Origin of the sequence: Marinobacter sp. (assembly GCF_048269445.1) — a bacterium.
Lineage (GTDB): Bacteria > Pseudomonadota > Gammaproteobacteria > Pseudomonadales > Oleiphilaceae > Marinobacter.
On record NZ_JBLXIQ010000003.1, the window covers coordinates 159,702 to 180,212 of the forward strand.

General features: G+C 49.2%; 18 protein-coding genes. All 18 read right to left on the reverse strand.

Annotated elements, in window-relative coordinates:
* Window positions 1–2: 2 nt before the first annotated feature.
* Entirely contained in the window at window positions 3–1,136 is a 1,134-nt protein-coding gene (pseG, locus tag ACN0XM_RS07035; RefSeq protein WP_417566218.1) for a UDP-2,4-diacetamido-2,4,6-trideoxy-beta-L-altropyranose hydrolase, read from the reverse strand.
* Window positions 1,114–1,914, reverse strand: coding sequence for an SDR family NAD(P)-dependent oxidoreductase (locus tag ACN0XM_RS07040; RefSeq protein WP_417566219.1), 801 nt, complete (start codon window positions 1,912–1,914; stop codon window positions 1,114–1,116). Before ACN0XM_RS07040 ends, pseG begins: the two co-directional genes overlap by 23 nt.
* Entirely contained in the window at window positions 1,911–3,539 is a 1,629-nt protein-coding gene (locus ACN0XM_RS07045; protein WP_417566220.1) for an aldo/keto reductase, read from the reverse strand. Before ACN0XM_RS07045 ends, ACN0XM_RS07040 begins: the two co-directional genes overlap by 4 nt.
* A complete protein-coding gene (gene pseC / locus ACN0XM_RS07050) occupies window positions 3,536–4,693 on the reverse strand; it encodes a UDP-4-amino-4,6-dideoxy-N-acetyl-beta-L-altrosamine transaminase (protein WP_417566221.1) in 1,158 nt (385 codons plus the stop codon). Before pseC ends, ACN0XM_RS07045 begins: the two co-directional genes overlap by 4 nt.
* A gap of 3 nt (window positions 4,694–4,696) precedes the next feature.
* On the reverse strand, window positions 4,697–5,695 hold the full coding sequence (pseB, locus tag ACN0XM_RS07055; protein ID WP_417566222.1) for a UDP-N-acetylglucosamine 4,6-dehydratase (inverting): 999 nt from the start codon (window positions 5,693–5,695) through the stop codon (window positions 4,697–4,699).
* Window positions 5,696–5,839: 144 nt separating this feature from the next.
* Window positions 5,840–7,780, reverse strand: a complete 1,941-nt coding sequence (locus tag ACN0XM_RS07060; RefSeq protein WP_417566223.1) for a polysaccharide biosynthesis protein — start codon at window positions 7,778–7,780, stop codon at window positions 5,840–5,842.
* 118 nt (window positions 7,781–7,898) lie between these two features.
* Entirely contained in the window at window positions 7,899–9,077 is a 1,179-nt protein-coding gene (locus ACN0XM_RS07065; protein ID WP_417566224.1) for a DegT/DnrJ/EryC1/StrS family aminotransferase, read from the reverse strand.
* A 41-nt stretch (window positions 9,078–9,118) separates the two neighbouring features.
* A complete protein-coding gene (locus ACN0XM_RS07070; RefSeq protein WP_417566225.1) occupies window positions 9,119–9,739 on the reverse strand; it encodes an acetyltransferase in 621 nt (206 codons plus the stop codon).
* Window positions 9,739–10,335, reverse strand: a complete 597-nt coding sequence (locus ACN0XM_RS07075; protein ID WP_417566226.1) for a sugar transferase — start codon at window positions 10,333–10,335, stop codon at window positions 9,739–9,741. Before ACN0XM_RS07075 ends, ACN0XM_RS07070 begins: the two co-directional genes overlap by 1 nt.
* Entirely contained in the window at window positions 10,332–11,453 is a 1,122-nt protein-coding gene (locus ACN0XM_RS07080) for a glycosyltransferase family 4 protein (RefSeq protein WP_417566227.1), read from the reverse strand. The genes ACN0XM_RS07075 and ACN0XM_RS07080 overlap by 4 nt, the downstream gene beginning before the upstream one ends.
* Before the next feature lie 221 nt (window positions 11,454–11,674).
* Window positions 11,675–12,805 carry a glycosyltransferase family 4 protein gene (locus ACN0XM_RS07085; RefSeq protein WP_417566228.1) on the reverse strand — a complete coding sequence of 377 codons (1,131 nt, stop codon included), beginning with the start codon at window positions 12,803–12,805 and terminating at the stop codon, window positions 11,675–11,677.
* Window positions 12,798–14,687 carry an asparagine synthase (glutamine-hydrolyzing) gene (asnB, locus tag ACN0XM_RS07090; protein WP_417566229.1) on the reverse strand — a complete coding sequence of 630 codons (1,890 nt, stop codon included), beginning with the start codon at window positions 14,685–14,687 and terminating at the stop codon, window positions 12,798–12,800. Before asnB ends, ACN0XM_RS07085 begins: the two co-directional genes overlap by 8 nt.
* 1 nt (window position 14,688) lies before the next feature.
* Complete coding sequence (locus tag ACN0XM_RS07095) at window positions 14,689–15,909, reverse strand: hypothetical protein (RefSeq protein WP_417566230.1); 1,221 nt, start codon at window positions 15,907–15,909, stop codon at window positions 14,689–14,691.
* Window positions 15,910–15,928: 19 nt separating this feature from the next.
* Complete coding sequence (locus ACN0XM_RS07100) at window positions 15,929–16,813, reverse strand: glycosyltransferase (RefSeq protein ID WP_417566231.1); 885 nt, start codon at window positions 16,811–16,813, stop codon at window positions 15,929–15,931.
* Window positions 16,814–17,008: 195 nt separating this feature from the next.
* Window positions 17,009–18,457, reverse strand: a complete 1,449-nt coding sequence (locus ACN0XM_RS07105; protein ID WP_417566232.1) for a lipopolysaccharide biosynthesis protein — start codon at window positions 18,455–18,457, stop codon at window positions 17,009–17,011.
* Window positions 18,454–19,254, reverse strand: coding sequence for an NTP transferase domain-containing protein (locus ACN0XM_RS07110; RefSeq protein WP_417566233.1), 801 nt, complete (start codon window positions 19,252–19,254; stop codon window positions 18,454–18,456). The genes ACN0XM_RS07105 and ACN0XM_RS07110 overlap by 4 nt, the downstream gene beginning before the upstream one ends.
* Window positions 19,251–20,126, reverse strand: a complete 876-nt coding sequence (locus ACN0XM_RS07115; protein ID WP_417566234.1) for a formyltransferase family protein — start codon at window positions 20,124–20,126, stop codon at window positions 19,251–19,253. Before ACN0XM_RS07115 ends, ACN0XM_RS07110 begins: the two co-directional genes overlap by 4 nt.
* The gene (locus ACN0XM_RS07120) at window positions 20,113–20,508 is read right to left on the reverse strand and encodes a hypothetical protein (protein WP_417566235.1); all 396 of its coding nucleotides are present in this window, start codon (window positions 20,506–20,508) and stop codon (window positions 20,113–20,115) included. The genes ACN0XM_RS07115 and ACN0XM_RS07120 overlap by 14 nt, the downstream gene beginning before the upstream one ends.
* Window positions 20,509–20,511 lie beyond the last annotated feature (3 nt).

Here is a 20,511-nt window from a genome sequence, read left to right on the forward strand (position 1 = left end):
CATTATCCACCTTCAACCTCCGTCAACGCATCGACCACCCGTTGCGCGCCCCGCCCATCGCAGATTGCGGCAGCGGTACAGCTCATTCGGTGCAACTCTCCGGGCATCAAAACCTTTTGCAAAGCCAGGGGCAACGTCTCGTGAACACTATCCGGCGACCCTATGCACAATGCCGCTCCAGCCCTGTGCAGGGCCTCGGCACCCTGGCGTTGATTGTCAGCCATGATCACAAGTAAGGTCGGCAAACCCAGGCAGCAGCGCTCCCAAGCAGAGCCGCCAGCCGCGCCGATGGCGAGATCGGCCTCGCTCATCAGCGCCGCCATGTTATCGGCATTAACAATTACCCGGGTGTCCAACTCCATAGATGCAGCCTGCCGGATTACCCCCTCAACATGGGGGCATGCTGCACCCAGAACAACGGTTAGGCGGCAAGACCCAAGACCGCCATTGGTATCCAGCACCCGTAAAACCTCACCAGTGACATTCTCAACATCAGCGCCCCCCATACTGATCAGGATGTTTTCCAACTCCCGGGATTGCCTGGCTTCAATGCTCCTGGTCCGAGCCTGTGCAAACTCCGGTCGCAAAAGTGCATAAGCAGAACCGACCAATCGTGTAGTGCGGTGCGGTACAAGGCCATCGTAATCGGATTGCTCACGGCCCAGATTCTGGTCCAGAAGCAAATCGCAGTCGTGCTCCCGATCCGCAAGGTCATCAATGACCATCAGGCGTTTTGAACATCCGGAAACGAGTGATTCCCAGCGATGATCCAAGGCATAGTGATCAACCACCAGCCAGTCCGGTTCCATTCCCGCCAGGGCGATAAGGGTTTCGTCCGCATCAGCTTTCCAGCTGGTTCCTAACCAGGAGGCATGGGTTGAATCATTTTCAAGGGAAGATCCCACTGATACCGGACTGCCTGCCGGAAGCAGCTTAAACGTATGCCCTCTTCTGCCGACGGCGGTCTCCAAACTCCCCGATTTTTGACGCATCACGAAATGACACCGGCTCCCTGAAGTTGTCAGAGCGTCGGCAAGCGTGAGACAGCGCATAACATGCCCAGATCCGATGGCAGAGGACGCATCAACCCTGAACACCACCAACATCAGAGAATCACCAACACGTCCAACCACCATCAACCATCAGACTGGCGCCGTTGACATAGCTTGAGGCCGATGAAGCAAGAAACACCGTGGGGCCGGCAATCTCGTTCGCCCTGCCAATGCGCCCCATCGGAACCTTGGCTGCCAACGCATTGATGAATGCCAGAGAATTATCCTGAACTGTCTGAGCAGGAAACGGCCCGGGACAAATCGCGTTCACGCGGATACCTTCTTTACCGAATTCACAAGCTGCGTATCTTGTCCATTGCAGCAGCGCTGCCTTGGCCGCGCCATAAAAAGGAGGGTTTGCAGATTCCGCATCTGGATAAAGCCTTTGATCCGGGCTGACAACGCCGTACATTGAACCAATATTGATGACCGAAGCATCGCCATCTCGGACGACTGCCCGGCGAAGCAAAGGCAACGCCTGCTGGAAAAGAAAGTGGGCGGCTACAACAGACACTTCGTAACTCTGTGTGAAACTCTCGGGCGATGCAGATTCAATGCCTCCGGCCCCTCCGGCATACGCATTGTTGATCAGTACATGTAATGTTTCCGGCCCACTCTGCTCGAAGAACGCCACAACGGCTTGCCTGTCTGATACATCAAAGACGGCGGGAACGGCATCGAATCCCTTCGAGCGCAATGCTGCGGATAGCGATTCACACTTTTCCGAATCTCTGCCATTCACAAGAACCCGGGCACCTGCACTCGCCAAAGCCTCTGCCATAACCGAGCCCAAGTGGCCGGTCGCTCCCGTTATCAGGGCTATCTTGCCAGACAGCGAAAACAGGGATCGATCACTGCTCATGATTCTCTCCTCCACTGGGCGGGATCCAGAGTTCGCGCAGCGAGCATCGGTCGGTCTTCTTTAATCAAGTGAACCTCTTCGGGCCCAAGCCCGGATTTATCAAAAACAGCGATATTCTGTTTCAGCTGAGCCAGGCTCTCCATACCAATCACCACACCATCAATCCACGTCTGCGCCAGACAGTATCGTATGCAAAGCTCTGAAACCGACTGACACCCGTGATCATGGGCAGCATCCCGAAGCCACCGAATACAGGCTTCCGGTGTTTGTTCTCCAGCCTGTCGCCAGAGCCCTGGATCATCCGAAACCAGCAGCCCCTGAAGCATGGAGCTTCGCACATGGACAACCAACCCCCGGTTAGCACGCGCTTCCTCAATTTTCGGTATCAGACTATCCCATCGCCAATCAAGAATATGGAATGGCATCTGAATCAGCCCTACCTCTGGTACTAAGAGGCTTGCGGCTAGCTCTTCCGGCGACTGAACAGACACACCAAGCGTACCAATAGTCCCTTCCGCTCTCATTTCTCTGAGACAGGACCAAACTTGCCCGCCCCAATCATGAAGATGCGTTGCCCGGTGCAACAGCACGACGTCCAGGCGGTCCGTTCGCAAAAAGGCCAGGGAATGAAAAACGCTGCTCTCCACGAATGCCCGGACCACTTCCAATGAAGTCTCTTCAGGGCATTCCGCCAGGGGAGAAAGCTTCGTTATAACCGGCGTACGCCCGTGCCACCCAGACGCCAGCGACCGGCCGATTACTTCTTCACTTCGGCCATAGGCACGGGCAGTATCGATGTACCCAACGCCACTGCCAATGGCTGTTTTCAGAATGATCTCTGCCGCATCCAAAGAAGGCATGCCCGAAGCATTCGAAATGCCATAGTCCATTCCCAGCTGGGCCGTACCAACCACCAACCTGGAACAACGGTGGCGCCCAACGGGTTGAAATCGCGTGCCTTCCAGCTTTTGTATGAGGTCCATCCAGGGATGGTTTACCGGGTCGGGGACCTCCCGAAACACCTGTTGCACCGCCACATAGTCATCAAAGCAGTCCACAGTCGCCCGATAATGGCCCTTGCCAAGATCCTGATATCGTCGGAAATAGGTGTCACCGAATTGGCGGCGTACCCAGGGCGTTACATGTTCAAGGTCATGTTGTTCAAAAGTCGACGCAAGCGCATTGCGAAGGTGTCTTAGCCAGGTCAGCTCAACGCTTACCCCGTAAGGCAATCCGGAGGGCTCACCGTTGCAGCACAGATAGTCCAGTTGTTGCTGAATGAATTCGTCATACAATTCATCCAGTAACTGGCCATCGGGAAAAACGTTGTCTGCGGTGAGCCGGAAAACGCAGGTATCGTCATCATAATCCGCCAGCGCAGATACAATTCTGTCCAGCGTGTTATCAAGGTCGCCCCGATAACAGCGAATACCCGCGCGTTCGATCGTATCGGCAAGGCAATCGTCTGCTGGCTCCCTCGAGGTCGCAACAAGAACATCACAGCCGTTGTTGCCCGCTCGTCTGGCAGCCAGCACTGCCAACGGGATACCACCAACAGGCAAAAGAACCTTACCGGGCAGCCTTGATGAATTTGAACGGGCTTGCAGAATGGCAACCCGACTCACGTCAGCGCTTCCTTCAACGCCGCAACAACTTCCAGCTGTTGCTGGTCCGTTAACAACGGAAACAAGGGCAGGCTGATCGCCTCCCCGTAGTAGCGCATGGATTCAGGAAAGTCGTCGCTCTCAAATCCCATAGCTTGATAAAAAGGCTGGATATGAACCGGAATATAATGAAGATTCACGCCAATGCCGCGATTACGCAGAGCTTCGAACACTTCTCGGTGGGAACGGGAGATCAGGTCCAGCCTGAGCCGGATGACATAAAGATGGAAGCCGGAATAGCTATCGGGATGCTGCCAGGGAGTGATGACTGGCAACTCCTGAAATAACTCATCGTACCGACCAGCCAGTTCGTGGCGCTGGGCCACATATTGATCCAGACGCTCCATCTGGCTTATTCCCAGTGCCGCTTGTAACTCCGTCATACGGTAGTTAAAGCCCAGATCAACTTGCTGGTAGTACCAGGGTCCATCCGGCTCCTGAGTCATTTCGGCGGGGTCTCTCGTGATGCCGTGGCTGCGCAGCCGCATCATCCGGCTCGCCAACTGATCATCGTTGGTTAGCGCCATGCCTCCCTCGGCGGTCGTTACAATTTTCACCGGGTGGAAGCTGAAGACAGTTATGTCACTAAACCGGCCACTGCCGATGAATTCGCCCTGATACTTCCCGCCGATTGCATGAGAAGCATCCTCGATGACGCGGAAACCGTATTGCCGCGATAACTCGTAAATCGCGGCCATGTCACAAGGCTGCCCCGTCAGGTGAACAGCAACAAGAACCTTAGGCAAACGACCTTCGGCTTTTGCCTTCGCCAACTTTTTAGCCAACGCCTCGGGGCAAAGGTTGTAGGTTTTTGGATCAACATCCACAAAATCTACCTGGGCACCACAATAAAGACCGCAATTCGCTGAAGCAACGAAGGTGAGAGGGGACGTCCACAACCAGTCCCCCGTTCCCAGCCCGAGGGCAATACATGCGACATGCAAAGCCGAGGTTGCACTGTTTACCGCACAGGCGTGTTTTGCGCCGACATGATCGGCTACCCGGCGCTCAAAATCTGGGACTTTGGGGCCCTGAGTCAGGAAATCAGATTTCAAGACCTCAAGAACAGCTGCGACATCCTGGTCAGTAATCTCCTGTCGGCCATAGGGAATCATCGCTTATATACTCCCGATCTTTTCCCGGTTGGCATCAATCCAGGTTCGCAACTGGTCTTCCGTCATCCACTCGGCATTGTTGTCACTGGAATACACAAACCCCTCCGGGACCTTCTTACCGTCCTTAATCCGGTTCGCATCCGCACTCCAGTTGTGGATAGCGGGCAGGATCTTGAAGTGCTCCGGATACTCATAGGTGTAATGGGAGTCTTCGGCACCAATCATCTGCTCATGGAGCTTCTCTCCGGGGCGGATACCAACAATCTCGTGCCTGGCATCGGGCGCGACAACACGGGCGAGATCCGTCACCTTCATAGAGGGAATCTTCTTCACGTAGATCTCACCACCTTCCATGTCTTCGAAAGCATGCCAAACCAGCTCTACCCCTTCTTCGAGGGAAATCATAAAGCGCGTCATTCGCTCATCGGTAATGGGCAAAACCCCCTGATCCCTGACCGACATGAAGAAGGGAATGACCGACCCCCGCGAGCCCATCACATTGCCATACCGAACAACGGCAAAACGGGTTTCATGGCCCCCGGCGTAGGAATTGCCGGAGACAAATAGCTTGTCTGAGGCCAGCTTGGTGGCGCCATACAGATTGATCGGGCTACTGGCCTTGTCTGTGGACAGCGCTACAACCCGCTTCACACCCTTGTCTATACAGGCATCGATAAGGTTCATGGCACCATTGATATTTGTCTTGATGCACTCGAAGGGGTTGTATTCGGCCGTTGGAACAATTTTGGTAGCTGCCGCATGCACCACATAATCCACGCCATCCAAAGCCCGATAGAGCCTGTCTCGATCACGTACATCGCCTATAAAAAAACGCACACGATGATCACCGGCAAACTGCTTGGCCATCTCCCACTGCTTCATCTCATCCCTGGAGAAAATGATCACTTTTCTCGGGTTATATTTTTCAAGAAGCATAGGAACGAAGGTATGGCCGAAAGAGCCTGTACCGCCGGTGATCAGTATGGAGCTGTTTTCAAACATGGGAGGTCGAATACCTTTGGTCGTTTATTGCAGCGCGCGTGGCTCACTGGAATCGCTCCTGCATGATAAAAGAAAAAAGGGGCAAGATCTCCCCGATCCGCCCCTTCTTTCACTCACCCTTGTGGTCCCGCAAATAAAACAGGCTCAGGCAGGGAATCGTCTGATCTTCCCAGCTTCCTGAGAAATCGCCGCTACCCGATGGTCACCGTTACGCCAGACAAGATCGGCAACATCGCCATTCGGCGCGAAACCCGCAGGAGCAGCCTTCAGAATATCCACCACTTCCTGGCAATCAAAGTCCTGGCTGGCGCGCATCAGGCGGTTGAGAGTGTGCTCAACCTCATCCCAGGCCATAGAAGCCTCACGCGCCATCATAATTCGTGGGTGTGCCGTGCCTTGGGGGTCATCACCAATCAATAACTCCTCAAAGAGCTTCTCACCCGGCCGTAGACCGGAGAAGACTATTTCGATATCACCATCAGGCTGCTCGTCGGTTTTCTCCATCAGACCCATCAGATGAATCATCTTACGGGCCAGATCGGCAATTTTTACGGGCTCGCCCATATCCAGCACAAACACTTCGCCACCCTGCCCCATACTACCAGCCTGTAATACCAGCTGACTGGCCTCGGGAATGGTCATGAAGTAACGGATGATATCCGCATGGGTCACGGTCACTGGGCCGCCATCACGGATCTGGTCCCGAAACAACGGCACTACCGAGCCGGATGACCCCAGCACGTTGCCAAAACGCACCATGGAAAAGATAGTATCCGACTGCCGCTGGGCCAAACCCTGCAATACCAACTCCGCCAGACGTTTGCTCGCGCCCATCACATTCGTCGGCCGCACGGCTTTGTCGGTAGAGATCAGAACAAAGCGTTCAACTCCAGCTGCAATTGCAGCCTCGGCCACGTGAAAAGTACCGAAAACGTTGTTCTGAACGCCCTCGATAATGTTGTGCTCAACCAGAGGCACATGTTTATAGGCGGCCGCGTGATAAACCGTCTCAATACCAAAGCTGCGCATGGCCGCTTCGCAGCGCCTCCGATGGCTAACGCTACCCAGCAGCGCATAAATCTCCACACCCAACCCCTCAACCTGGTTCAGGGTCTGGAGTTCACGTTCAATTGCATACAAGGAGAATTCAGACTGCTCAAACAACACCAGCCGGCTTGGCCGGTGCCGGATAATCTGGCGGCACAGCTCCGAACCGATGGAGCCACCGGCACCAGTGACCATCACCGCCCTGTTATACAGGCTTTTGGCAACCTGAGCGTTATCCGGCTGAACCGGGTCACGACCCAGTAAATCCTCCAGTTCCAGATCCCGGATATCGTTAATACGTGCCTGGCCAGCCACCAGCTCCGACATCGTGGGAACTGTCTGCACCGGAATCGCCAACGGCTCCAGCTTTTTTAGCAAGCGTTTGCGATCAATCCCCGAATTGGCATCCAGGGCCAGCAACAAGCGCTTGATCCGGTGCTCCTTCACCGCCCTTTCAATATGACTGATGTCGTAAACCGGAATACCGTTGATCAGTGCCCGGTGATTGGCTTTGCTCAAGGTAATAAAGGCCGCGGGATGGTATTCCGTACCCTGGTCCAGGGCATTGGCCAGCTGTAACCCTGTTTCACCCGCGCCTACAATCCCGACATATTCCTTGTTGCGGCGCCTCGGGCGATGCACCAGCATCCGAACGGTCATCCGCGTGCCGCTCACAAAAATAAACGCCAGAGCACCATAGATGACCGGGACCGAACGCGGAACCAGCACATGAAGCCAGTAGCCAAGCAGAATGAGTGTTACCGATGAAATGAAAACGCCAGTAATGATCGTGATGAAGGCCCGGTCGCTAAGGTAGCGAACTACCGCCCGGTAAAGGCCCAATCGAACAAAAACAATGATTGTGAAAGCTACCGTAAGTCCGGAAACAATCAACTGATCCCTATTGGGAACCCAGAGTTGCTGATCCAGACGCAACGAAAACGCCGCCCAAAGGGAAAAAAACAAAACGACGACGTCTGCAAAAACAGATACCAACCGTTTGTGAACTCGAGACAAGTTCAGGAATTTTTCGAACATGGTTGTCCTTTACCAATAATCGTATGACAACAACGCGCCTTTAACATGCACAATTTTGCTCTCATCGAGGAGTTTGTCCAGACTTGCAGCATTACAAGTGTCACTTACAGCCCCTTTCTTAGCCGCCAGCGGCCTGCTCCATCACAGAGCGCAATACCCCACAAGTCTTTTCGAGCTCTGCAGTCGTCAACGTAGGGTGTACCAGAAACATCAGGCTCGTTTGCCCAAGCTCCTGAGCTACGGGCAGAGGCCGTTCTGGCCGGAAGCCTGTATTATCAAAGGCCTTTTCAAGATAAACCTCGGAACAAGAGCCAGAGAAACAGGGCACACCGGAGGCAACAATTTCATTGAGAATGCGATCACGATTCCAGCCATCTCGCAGCTGGTCAGGCTCAACGAACACGTAACACTTATAGGCTGCATGCTCGATGTCCTCAGGAACTTCAGGCACCCTCAAGCCGGGCAGAGTCCGCGCACAAGCCCAGATTCGCTCCGCATTCGCTAGCCGCCGGGAATGCCACTCCGCCATGCGTTTAAGCTGTATACGACCAATAACACCCTGCATTTCTGTCATACGCCAATTGGTGCCGAAGCTCTCGTGCAACCAGCGAAAGCCGGGAGGATGCTCGCGTTCATAAACCGCTTCCCAGCTTTTACCGTGGTCCTTGTAAGACCACATCCGGCTCCACAGCTGCCGGTCGTTCGTGGTTACCATGCCACCCTCACCACCGGTGGTCATAATCTTATCCTGGCAAAACGACCAGCAACCAACATGTCCAATCGAACCAACAGAGCGGCCTTCAAACATTGCACCATGTGCCTGGGCACAGTCCTCTATCACATTGAGTCCCTGCTCTTCGGCCAGGGCCATAAAGCCACTCATGTCACAAGGCCAGCCTGCCAGGTGAACACACACAATGGCTCGTGTCCGTGGCGAAAGCACCTTGCGAACGGTTTCAGGAGTTATGTTTTGAGAATCCGGGTCTACGTCCGCAAACACTGGTACAGCGCCGGCGGTAACAATGCTGGAAACAGACGCCAGGAAGGTTCTGGGGGTAACAATTACCTCATCACCCTCGCCTATGCCCAGCGCTTTCAGGGCAAGGTCTAGTGCAACCGTTCCATTGGCAACCGCAATCGCGTACTCAGCTTGCGCAAAACCTGCGAATTCGCACTCAAATTCACGGCATTCCCGGCCGGTCCAGTAATTGACCTTGTTGGATAGTAAAACATCACGTACAGCGTTGGCTTCTTCGTCTGAAAACGAAGGCCAGGGGGAAAAGGGTCCGTTCAACATGGGTTACTCAGTTGTATCCTGATTTTAAGACTTGAAATCATTCATTGGTTGCGAGTTCGCGCAGGATTTCCCACCACAGTCACACCAGACTCAACATCTTTAGTCACTACGGCACCCATGCCCACGATCGAGGTTGGCCCAACGCAAATCAGCTGCTTTACGGATGCACAGGCGCCCACCCAAACTTGTTGCCCGAGCTTTACGCCACCTGCCAACACTGCATTCGGACTGATGTGGGCGAAGTCACCAATAACACAATCATGCTCTACCACTGCTCCAGTATTAACGATAACTCCTGCGCCGACCACTGCACAGGGGTTAACAACTGAGTTGGCAAAAACGACGGTGCCTGCGCCAATGGAGGCGTGGCGACTAACAATCGCTGCAGGATGAACGATAGGTACCAGGTTCGCGCCAGCTCTCGCCAGCTCTGAATGCTTTTCTTCGCGAATTCGGTTGTTGCCAATACCAACGACGACACCTTCAAAATCCGATAGCCGAGCGAGTAACGCCTCCGTATCACCCTGGACACTCCAAGGCCCGTTCGCCCCAATCCCCGGCCAGGCATCATCGAAAAAAGTGACATTCTGCCAGCCGAGTTGCTCTGCTGCGTCGGCAATCACTTTGCCGTGACCACTAGCTCCAAGAACTGCTAAATGCATCAATCGTTATTCCCGGTAAATTTCGACATAGTGGCCTCGCCCTCGCCACTAATGCCATCACGAACCACCACCTTCTTGACCGTAAGGAACAGAATCTTCAAATCCAGCCAGAATGAGCAATTATCCACATACCATACATCGAGTTTGAACTTGTCTTCCCAGGAAATCGCATTTCGCCCATTTACCTGCGCCAAGCCAGTTACCCCGGGCCGAACCTCGTGGCGGCGGTATTGCTGCTTTGAATACAGAGGTAAATATTCCATCAATAAGGGACGAGGGCCTACCAGGCTCATCTCGCCTTTCAGAACGTTCCAGAGCTCCGGCAACTCATCCAAGCTACTAGAGCGCAAGAATTGGCCAAACGGTGTCATCCGTTCTGAATCGGGCAGAGGATTGCCTTGGGCGTCCACCGCATCCAGCATGGTACGGAACTTCACCATCTGAAAAGGATTGCCGTCTTTTCCGGGGCGTACCTGGCGGAACAAAACCGGTGAGCCAAGCCTGCGACGAATCAGGACAGCGACCACCGTAATCACCGGAAGTAAAAACAGAAGCGCCGCAGCTGACAACAGGACATCAAAAATACGTTTGATCACCGAATCCCCATCTCGTCCAACATAAATTTGTTCACTTTATGCACGTCATATTTCTCTTCAGCAACCCGTCGGGAGCGCTCCCCCATTCGTACGACCAGCGCCGGTTCTTCAATAAACCGAATCATAGCGCTAACCAGCTCATCTACGGACTCTACAGGCACCAAGAAGCCGTTATCACCATCAACAACCGTCTCCCGGCAGCCGGGCGCATCAGTGGTAATTACCGGCCGGCCCATGGCCATCGCCTCCAACACTGTGCGGGGCGTCCCCTCGCGGTAAGACGGCAACACATATACATTGCTGCCAGCAATAGCAGGGCGCACATCTGTAAGCTTACCCAGAAACTCCAGCGTGTCGGACTTTACCCATTCATCTAGCTCATGCTGACTGATGGCATCCGGGTTGTTGTCAATCCAGCCAACCAGCTTAAAGCTCGCCTGGGGATACTGTTTCTTCACCTTCCTGGCTGCCCTCGCGTATTCACGAACCCCCTTATCGCCTAACAGGCGGGCAATGAGGAGAAAAGATGGCTTTCCGGGTAGCGGTTCCACCGAATAATCTGCCACATCCACCCCTGAGCCATTAACCACACAGGAGGGAATATTCTCAGCCAGCAAACCAAGCTGCCTGAACAGAGTTTGATCATCCGGGTTCTGAAAGAAAACCCTGCGGCTTTTGGAAAGCCCGAACCGATACAATCTTTGAATCAGGGTTCGGAGCAAGCCGCGTTTACCCGAGGCTTCGCCGGTGAAAGCATAGCCGAGCCCCGTAATCAGTGAGAATCGGTTGGGAACACCCACCAGCCAGGCTGCAAGAGAGCCATAAATTACCGGCTTAATGGTATAGCCCATCACGTAATCCGGACGAATTCGGCGCATCAGCCGCCACAACTCAGCCAAGGTCGCCATATCCGCTAGCGGGTTAGTACCAGTTCGCTTAAGCCTGATTTCATGCAGAGTAATGCCAAGTTCGATTAGCTCACCCCGGATATCTTTTGCCTGAGACAAATCCGGCACCGCCACATGCACATTCAGCCCCTTTTCTAACAAGGCCAGCAGCAATGGCCCTCGGAATTTGATGAGTGAATCGGGAAAACTTGCGATAAGTAGAAACGTCATCAGATCCGCAAACCCGCTTCGCTCCTGAGTAACACACCATTCGATTCATGAAACATATCAATTTCCTCAAGGCACCCCGCGAGGGCTGCCGATTTCAACTGACTTCCAATTAAACTGGTAATATCAAAACACTTCAGAGATGAGAGTGCCCGTTCTACTGGTGATGAAGATGTTCCTTACACCGCAAGTGCAGCCGACCACGACTTATAAAAATTCCTATATCAGCCACGAAACCAGCGCGCCTCATAAGCTTCAGTCATTGCCGCTAATGAAAACTTCTCTGCAATTCGCCGGCTACTCGCGACTTTCCGAGCTTGCCAGGCAGAAGAGGATTGTTGCCACTCCTGAGCAAGCCTGGTGATCACGTCACCCAATGCTCGTGGGTCACGAGCAGGACAACAGGCTCCTTCATCGCCCACGATTTCCAAAGCATCACCCACATCGGTTGAAACACAAGGCGTCCCACAGGCCATGGCCTCGGCAAGAACATTCGGGAAGCCTTCCGACAGACTGGAAAGCACATGCAGATCCAACGCATTCATAACCGCGGGAATGTCGGACCGTTGCCCGACCAACAATACATTATCTTGCAGGCCGAGCTCGGCAATTTGCTTCACCAGCCCTGTGTTATCGGGAGAAAGACCTTTACCGATTAGAGCGCAGTGAAAGGGAACCTCGCATTCCGCCACCCAAGCCAAAGCTTGCAGGAGGTTGGAATGATCCTTCAGAGGATCAAAACGTCCAACGTTGCCAATGATGAAATCATCTGCGCCCAAGCCCAGCTCGGCTCGCACCCGGGCACCTGCGCAAGTATCTGGCCTGAAGCGCGACAAATCATACCCGTTTGGTATTACGCTCAGCTTTCGCGCTGAGTAGCCAATAGCTGCATGAACATCCCTTGCCTTGTTGGCACAGCAAATAATCTCTTCAGGCACCCAGCCCGATAAAAACGCACACAGACGGGCAATCATGATCGTTGATCGTTTCGACTTGCCCTTTTCCAGTGTTGAGTGACGAATACCCCAGAACACGCGGCGTACGCCCGCCAGCCTCGCCGCAATACCACCTAACAAGTCAGCATGGTACATCCAGGTTTGCACCACATCAGGCTGCTCCGCACGGATCAGTCTGATTAAACGGAAAAACCGAACCATGCTGGGCTTCCCGGGGTTCATTCCCAGACAGTGAACCGCCACACCCGATTCGGCCAATAGAGAGCCATATTTTCCCTCGTCCATTAGCGAAATCACTACATGCCGCACCTCTTTACTGTGCAAGCACAAACGGGTTAGAACACCCTCTGCACCTCCATCATTCAAACCCGTGATAATGTGTACAACTTTTTTAGTCATGCTGGTATTCCAGCCATGCCTGAAACATCAAAACACTCCAAAGTCGCAACGAATTATCGCGTCTGCCGTTCTGGTGCTCGCTCCATAGTTTGCGGATGGGCGCGGCATGGAAATAGCCCTCTCTTCTTAAACGAGTTTCTTCCAACAATGCCTCGGCCCAATCACGCAGAGGGCCACGCAACCATTGTGCAAGCGGGATGGAAAAACCTTTCTTCGGACGTTCAATCATCTCGCGCGGCACATGGCGGTAAAGTACCTCTCGCAACGCCCACTTTCCGGTTCCATTGCGGATTTTCTGGTGCATAGGCAACTGCCAGGCAAACTCAACTACCCGGTGATCGAGCAGAGGCACCCGGGTTTCAAGGCTGTTCGCCATGGCTGCGCGGTCAACTTTTACCAGAATGTCGTCGCTCATGTACTGCTTGGCGTCTACGGCCATCATCCAGTGTTCGAAGCTGTCAGTTTTAGGCCAACTGGAAGGGCTATTCATTGTCGTCGGAACAGTTCCTGCCCCAATCACTGTCTGCTCCGGATACTGCCAGTGGCTCATCAGCGCATCGTAAAAGGCTTCGCGATTGGCACTGGGCAGTACCCGAAGTAATTTATGCAACTTATCCGGCATGGGAACGTCTGCCATTACAGCCACAGCCAACTTCCGCAGAGACAGCGGTAGCCGACGAATGGCTCGCCATACCTTAGGTGCGAACTGGTAAGGGTTATAACCTCCAAACAGCTCATCGCCTCCATCACCGCTCAAAGCAACCGTCACCTGTTGCCTTGCCATTTTGCTTACCAAAAAGGTTGGGATCTGAGAACTGTCTGCAAAGGGTTCACAGTAAATGGTAGGCAAATCGGGAATCACCGCCAGCGCCTCCTCTGTGCCGACATAAAGCTCGGTATGATCGGTACCAAGGTACTCCGCCACCTCTTTTGCGTATTGCGCCTCATTGTAGCCCGGCTCATTAAACCCAATCGCAAAGGTACGCACTGGCTTGCTACTTTGTTTCTGCATCATTGCCACGATAGTGCTGCTATCGACGCCGCCACTTAAAAATGCACCCAGCGGAACGTCCGCCAGCATCTGCCCCGCCACACTCTGAGTGATACGCTGTTGCAGTGCTGTTACCGCTTCATTATCCGGCCCAATAAAGGGGTTCGCCAAACCTGACTGAACCACCTCATTCAGAGCCCAGTATGCCTTCGGTATCGCATCGCCCTCTCCATCGCCCTGGCGTACTTGGACCATATGGCCCGCGGGCAACTTCTGGATACCATGATAAATGCTGTAAGGTGCCGGAATCGCGTTATATCGCAACAATAACGCAAGAGCATTCCTATCTACATCTGCATTGAACGCAGGATGCACTTTCAGTGCCTTGAGTTCCGAACCGAACAACAGCGTTTGATTACACCAGCCCCAATACAGAGGCTTTTCGCCAAGACGATCGCGTGCCAAGGTCAGCACTTGTTCCTGCCTATCCCACAACGCTAGAGCAAACATGCCCACCGCAGCTTGAAGAGTCTTTTCGATGCCCCAGGCAGAAAAACATGCAAGGAGCGTTTCAGTATCGGAATGGCCTCTCCATTTTGGAGTTTCTCGCTTTGCTTCCAGTTGCTGGCGCAAAACCAAGTGATTATATATTTCTCCGTTAAACGCGATTACGTACCTATTACAAGCCGACTCCATAGGCTGACGACCGGCCTCGGATAACTCCAAAACCGATAACCGTGCATGAGCAAGACCTACCCCGATCGACGAATCGGACCATGAGCCCAACTGATCCGGCCCACGATGCTCTAGATTAATCGCCATCAATCTCAGAAGATGATCACTCGAAAATTGAGCCAGACTAGGCAACAGAAAACCAGCTAAACCACACACGTTAAACGCTCAACCTCTCTTTGAAAAATTTATCTTCAACTAAGCTTGCGTACATTGCGAGCCCAATAGAACACCAAAAAAATGGAAGATAGAGGTGAGGTGTAGCAAACATAGCCAAACCATAGCCAATAAATATAGAATAAAATCGAATGCCCTTCTTCATCCTTAACAAAAAATAAAATCCTGAAAAAACAATTAATGCGACCAAAAGAAAGCCACCCTCGAGAAAAAACGTCACATAGGTATTATGAGGAGCCAAACTTAAGCCAAACTCTTTTCCAAAAACCAAAGCGGACTGCCCAAGACCGATACCAAACACAAAAATTAAAACATCTGATAAGATAATTTCAGACGCAAATTTAATAAGTAGACTCCTAATATCGCCACTTCCAACAACGATGGATTCATCAAGTCCCAAAACGAAATTAATGAGATTTGATGTTCTCTTTATCGCCACTAAATCGCTATCTACAAAGAAAATTTCATGCGGATCAACCAAAAAAACAAGAAACACAACAACGAGGCCAGAACATCCTAAAATAAAAACGAATTTTAACTCTTTCAAAAAAACTTTCGAAAGAATAAACGCAACGCTTGCCAGCGCGATACCTGAAATAGAGCCTGTAAAAAATAAGCAAAATAAGGACAAACAATAAAAAACCAAAAACGAAAAAAAATTATAAAAAGTAGAATACCTAATTCTGCTCAGAGTATAATTAAATATTGGTATTTGTATAACTATGAAAAGAGCAAGATAATTTGGATTGGAAAAATAACCGGCCAATCGCCCAAACATTATCGCTCTTTCCGGGTCGACATAAAACAATACAACTGAATATGCCAAGGGAAAAATCGAGCTCCAAATCAAAACCTTAAAGATAAACTGAGAATCATCGAATGGAGATTCTTTTAAAAAATGAAAAGCGCACCCTAAGAACAGAAATATCTGAAGGTACCTAAAATAAACTGTTAAAAACTGCTGGGAATCATTATCATTTTTTAGGGCTGAAATAGAGAAACCAGTAAAAACTATTAAAGAAAAACAAATTAAAAAAGCAACAAAAGATTTACTAACTTTGCCTCTAGAAAGGAAAAATAGTAAAATAAACACGAATAAAAGATCAAAAACGTATGCTGAAGTCTCTCCAACCCTAAATTGATACATCACAGAAAAAAGAGGCGATAAATAAAATAGGTTCAAAACTATGGATCGCGCATTCATAGATCAATTACCGCTCTAATCATCGAGACCTCATGATAAACATCTTTAAAAAGTAATAAAATGTTCTTTTTTCAAATAAAACCAAACGATTTTTTGAAAGCGCCATTCTAAAAAATTTCAAACTCGAAAACTTATTAATCGGCTGGACATCGATAGCAGCTGAAAGATAAACGGCAGCCCGGGCAAATTCATAGAGATTGTGTTTTCTGTAGTCTTCTACTATTTTAGTACGGTTTTCAGACATTAACTCTAGTTTCGACGAAGCATTATCTTCATGTCGGCGATAGTTAACAAGCGTATCAGGGATAACGTGAATCCTAGCATGGAGATAGGTTAAGCGAAGCCACATATACCAATCTTCGATATAACAGCCAACCGGATAATTGCCAGCCCCTCTAATTGAAGATGTACGGATTAATTGTGTAGGCGCACACAATGAATACCTCATAAGAAATAGGTCCTCAAAGACAACTGTTCTTTTAGCAGCCCTTCTCTTTCCGACGATATTCCCATTTTTATCGATAATATTCGCGCTACCAAAAACGGCATCACATTCAGGATTTCTAAGAAAATATCCAACCTGCGTACTAATTTTGTGCGGAAGCATCAAATCATCAGAAGCAATAGTCGCATAGTATTCACCTTTACACCAAGAAATCGCCTCATTAAGGGTTCCGCACAGACCTTTATTACCCCTAGATCTGAATTCGAATCTAAAAAAACGCTCTTTGCATTTCGAAACCAATTCCTCAATCTTGCGAACAGACCCATCTGTAGAACCGTCATCGATAACTATTAGCTCAATATTTTCATGATCTTGACTAATGATGCTCTTTATACACTCCTGCACATATTTCTCATGATTAAAACAAGGAACCACAATAGAAACTAGATCTTTAGGCATCGAAAACCACTTAATCCTTTGAATTGAAAAATTCAATCAAGAAAGGCCAATTTAATCAATAGAAGACATCATTCAGGTTCGTTATTTATGAACACTTAAATTATTCTTGCCAAAAACCATGAACTCGTCCGCAAAATCAGCGAAATGCTTGTCACGCTTAATAGACTAGCATGAAATTTTATTTTAAAAGATTTATTATTGCTCACATTTACTTATCTTTTTTGAGAGTTCCGAAAAAATCATCCTCTGTATATCGTCTTTAAGAAGCCATACGATTGATATGTATACAACAACGCCTATAACAATACTCACGAGAAAATCTAACCAAAGTGAATCCAAACTAACAGACCGAACTACAAAATACATAAGAAAAGCTGCAATCAAATAATTCAAAGCAGCCTTTATTTGCTCAAAACTACCAAAACCGAACAGCTTCCCAGGAAAATATGCATTAATGAAAAATGATACTGCCACATTAAATAGTAGAGCTAGTGCCACAGCTTCAAGCCCATAATTAATAGATACCATTAATGTTCCGAGAGTTATTGGGAGTTTGACCAAATCGACTTTAAGATATAGATCTGATCTCCCGACGGCGCTGAGGATACTCATATTAATAGAACTAACCGGCGTAATAGCTCGCGCGAAACAAAGAATCTTGATTATGGGGGTCGCTGCTATCCAGTTTTCACCCAGAAATAGAGAAACAAATGAGTCAGATATCGCTGCAAAACCAAATAAAGCGGGTAAAGAAAAAAACATAGTGACTTTGACCAACTTTCGATATAAAGAAATTAATCGATCACTATCTTCCTTTATAGAAGTGAGTATTGGATAGGTCACCCCTTGCAGCGTAGATGAAATAAACTGTGAAATAAAATTCGTTAGATTAGTTGCCTGCGTAAAATATCCAACATTTGTAGCATTAAAATAGCGCCCAATCAACGCAACGTATAAATTGTTAACTAATGTCGCCACAAATCCGGCCAGCATTAGATTAGACCCAAACTTGAATAATGTTCGAAGCGAATTTATATTGAATATCAGCTGTGGAAGCCAACGAGAAAAGCACCATAGTCCTAGATTCTGAAACAACGCTCTTAACAACAGCAACCAAACAAATGCCCAGTAATCATAGCCGGCTGTTGCCAAATAAATTCCAACGGAGGAACTGAGCATCGTAGCAACGGCCCCTGCTATAGCTTGACTTTTAAAATCTACTATAATTAAAAGTTTTGCGCGCACCACAACAGTCAGAGAATTAATAATAATTATTAAAAACAATAACCGGGATATGTCCAGGAGCAATGGCTCATTATAGAATTGTGCTATATGCGGCGCTAGGGCATAAAGAATAACATATATGACACCGCCCAAAATTAAATTGGTATAGAATATTGTTGACGAATCTTCTTCTGATAAAGCATGGCTTCGCTGTACCAATGCCTGCGAAAACCCGTTGTTGACTACACTCTCTGTCAACAACATAAATATCGTAAGCATCCCCACCAAACCAAAGCTTTCAGGTCCAATTAGTTTTGCTAGGTAAAGAGTGGCTACTAAAAAACCGAACTGGGATATAAGTTTGTCAGCAACGCTCCATATAACGCCATTGATTAGTCGGTTTTTAATGCTCTGAGTCACTTTTGGGAGCACGTCGATTGAGGGAGCTGAAAATATGAGCTAAGCAACCGTTTTTGATACATATTATTGTACTTTTCTAATTCTGCTGCCGTATCAATCTCCAGCCAACCATTATCAACTAAGGCGGGGCGCACATCCCAATTTGCATCAATTAATTGTTGCAGAAAGCTTGTCATGTACATATTTTGATAATTTTTGTCGTCATAATTGATCGACTTATCCAAATCATGATAAAAATCAATAAAATTCTGTACTTTGTCCGCCCGAACCTTGATCAGCCCCATATACTGAGCTTGCACCTCCTCGTAGCTAATGGGCTTCTTTCCGAGCTCTAAAACCCTGCCGGACTTTATCTTAAACGTTTCTGCGTCAGAGAGCGGATCGTCCATTCGCAGCGACCATAGTCGCCTCCATTTTCGGTCTGCTGCCAGAACTATTTCACCTTCGGTTTGCAGCAATGTTTCCAGAACCTTCGGCTCGTATACAATGTCTCCATAACAAATCAGTAAGTCTTGCCCTGAATCCACAAATGATTCAGCACAAAACAATGTACTCACCATGTTCGTTTCCGCGAATCGCTTATTCACGAACAGATGCACACCCGGTGCATTTAATTTTTCCTTGAGATAGCCGCCAACAAGAGCTATATCGTTCGCTTCTATTCCGCACGCTTTAAGAACGTCTAGTTGGCGGTGTAGTAAAGGCTTGCCCGCTAATTCAACCATGCATTTTGGTCTATCGTTCGTATAAGGCCTCAATCTGGTACCCTGACCTGCTGCCAACACAATCACTTTCATGTGCTTCCTCCCCTATTTTTGAGGCCATCGATTACAAAATTCCGAAGGCTCCTGTGCATGAAAAAGTAGGTTCTTCCTTCTGCGGGATTCTGTGCTTTGCTCGGAATACTTCGAAGATCCAAATTTTCGTTATCGCCCATCAGTTGTTTTTTGTCAAAAACCGTGTTCAGGAAATGAATAAATGTCATGATGCGAAAACAAGGATCATAGAAATCGAGAAGGGCTCGATAGACCTCATCGTTGCCGTAATTCTCTAATCCTATGCAACTTAAATCGACCTTAAACTCCTGCTGTACAATAATATCACCCGTATCTATCCCAGGATTCATGTAAAACGCGCTATATCCGGGTTTCCCTCTCAGTAACAGTGACCAAAACAATCCGTCAGCCCCTTTTACTTCTGGCACTATTCCAGGGTGAATGTGAATAAACCGTATTTTATCGAGCGATAGCAAGGGTTCTTTCAACAATCCGCCACCGGTGAACAAGATCGCTTTATCGCTTGAGGATTTCAAATACTGCACTAAACTCGAATCATCAAGACCGTTAACCGAGATAGTCTCAACCGGACCCTCCGTGTATGATTCCAAACTGTCCTTCAAACATTTCAGGGTCAATCCATGGTGTTTCAGCAGTTGTTCCGATAAATCTGGGGAAACACGCGATTCTGAATATCTTTTGAAAACCCTAAGTGCGGTCGTGGCGATAAAGCGACCGAAATACCTTCTTAATATCTGGTACTTTCCGGATACTGGTTCAATATCGAGAGAAAGAATTTTTTTTGGTCGATATCCGTGCTTTTTAAGTAGCGCTAAGTAGATTCTTGCAGGAATGGTATCGACGAACAAAACCGTTAAATCAAGATCTTTCATTGGCTGCTCCTGGACGATTCTCCAAGCAAGCGGTCATCAAAGCAGAGAGTTGGCGAGAATTGTCCTCAGCCTGTTTTTCAGTAAGCGCGCACCTTTCATACAATAATTTATTTAATTTGAATGCTGTATTCAAGAACTTATAGTCTTTTAACAAGGTAACTGCCGAGCACATTAATTCGAGTAACTCTTGATAGCTGGTATGTTCAATCTCTTCACTACTAAGCTTTGCAGAGAGGTCGGCCGAGTAAACTTGATAAACCCTTTTTACCACGTCTACTTTCTTGCACAGTCGATCAATGATCGGAAAGTCGGAGTCACCGATAGCGTAATTCTGATTTCTTTTTTCGGTTAAATATTGCTCTGTCACAAACTCGTTTTTCACGTC

Coding starts and splice junctions, on each gene's coding strand:
- ACN0XM_RS07115 (WP_417566234.1), bottom strand. CDS start 20,126: ATGAAAGATCTTGATTTAACGGTTTTGTTCGTCGATACCATTCCTGCA.
- ACN0XM_RS07065 (WP_417566224.1), bottom strand. CDS start 9,077: ATGTTGAACGGACCCTTTTCCCCCTGGCCTTCGTTTTCAGACGAAGAA.
- ACN0XM_RS07110 (WP_417566233.1), bottom strand. CDS start 19,254: ATGAAAGTGATTGTGTTGGCAGCAGGTCAGGGTACCAGATTGAGGCCT.
- ACN0XM_RS07100 (WP_417566231.1), bottom strand. CDS start 16,813: ATGCCTAAAGATCTAGTTTCTATTGTGGTTCCTTGTTTTAATCATGAG.
- ACN0XM_RS07040 (WP_417566219.1), bottom strand. CDS start 1,914: ATGAGCAGTGATCGATCCCTGTTTTCGCTGTCTGGCAAGATAGCCCTG.
- ACN0XM_RS07080 (WP_417566227.1), bottom strand. CDS start 11,453: ATGACGTTTCTACTTATCGCAAGTTTTCCCGATTCACTCATCAAATTC.
- ACN0XM_RS07085 (WP_417566228.1), bottom strand. CDS start 12,805: ATGACTAAAAAAGTTGTACACATTATCACGGGTTTGAATGATGGAGGT.
- pseC (WP_417566221.1), bottom strand. CDS start 4,693: ATGATTCCCTATGGCCGACAGGAGATTACTGACCAGGATGTCGCAGCT.
- pseG (WP_417566218.1), bottom strand. CDS start 1,136: ATGGTGGTTGGACGTGTTGGTGATTCTCTGATGTTGGTGGTGTTCAGG.
- ACN0XM_RS07095 (WP_417566230.1), bottom strand. CDS start 15,909: ATGAATGCGCGATCCATAGTTTTGAACCTATTTTATTTATCGCCTCTT.
- pseB (WP_417566222.1), bottom strand. CDS start 5,695: ATGTTTGAAAACAGCTCCATACTGATCACCGGCGGTACAGGCTCTTTC.
- ACN0XM_RS07060 (WP_417566223.1), bottom strand. CDS start 7,780: ATGTTCGAAAAATTCCTGAACTTGTCTCGAGTTCACAAACGGTTGGTA.
- ACN0XM_RS07070 (WP_417566225.1), bottom strand. CDS start 9,739: ATGCATTTAGCAGTTCTTGGAGCTAGTGGTCACGGCAAAGTGATTGCC.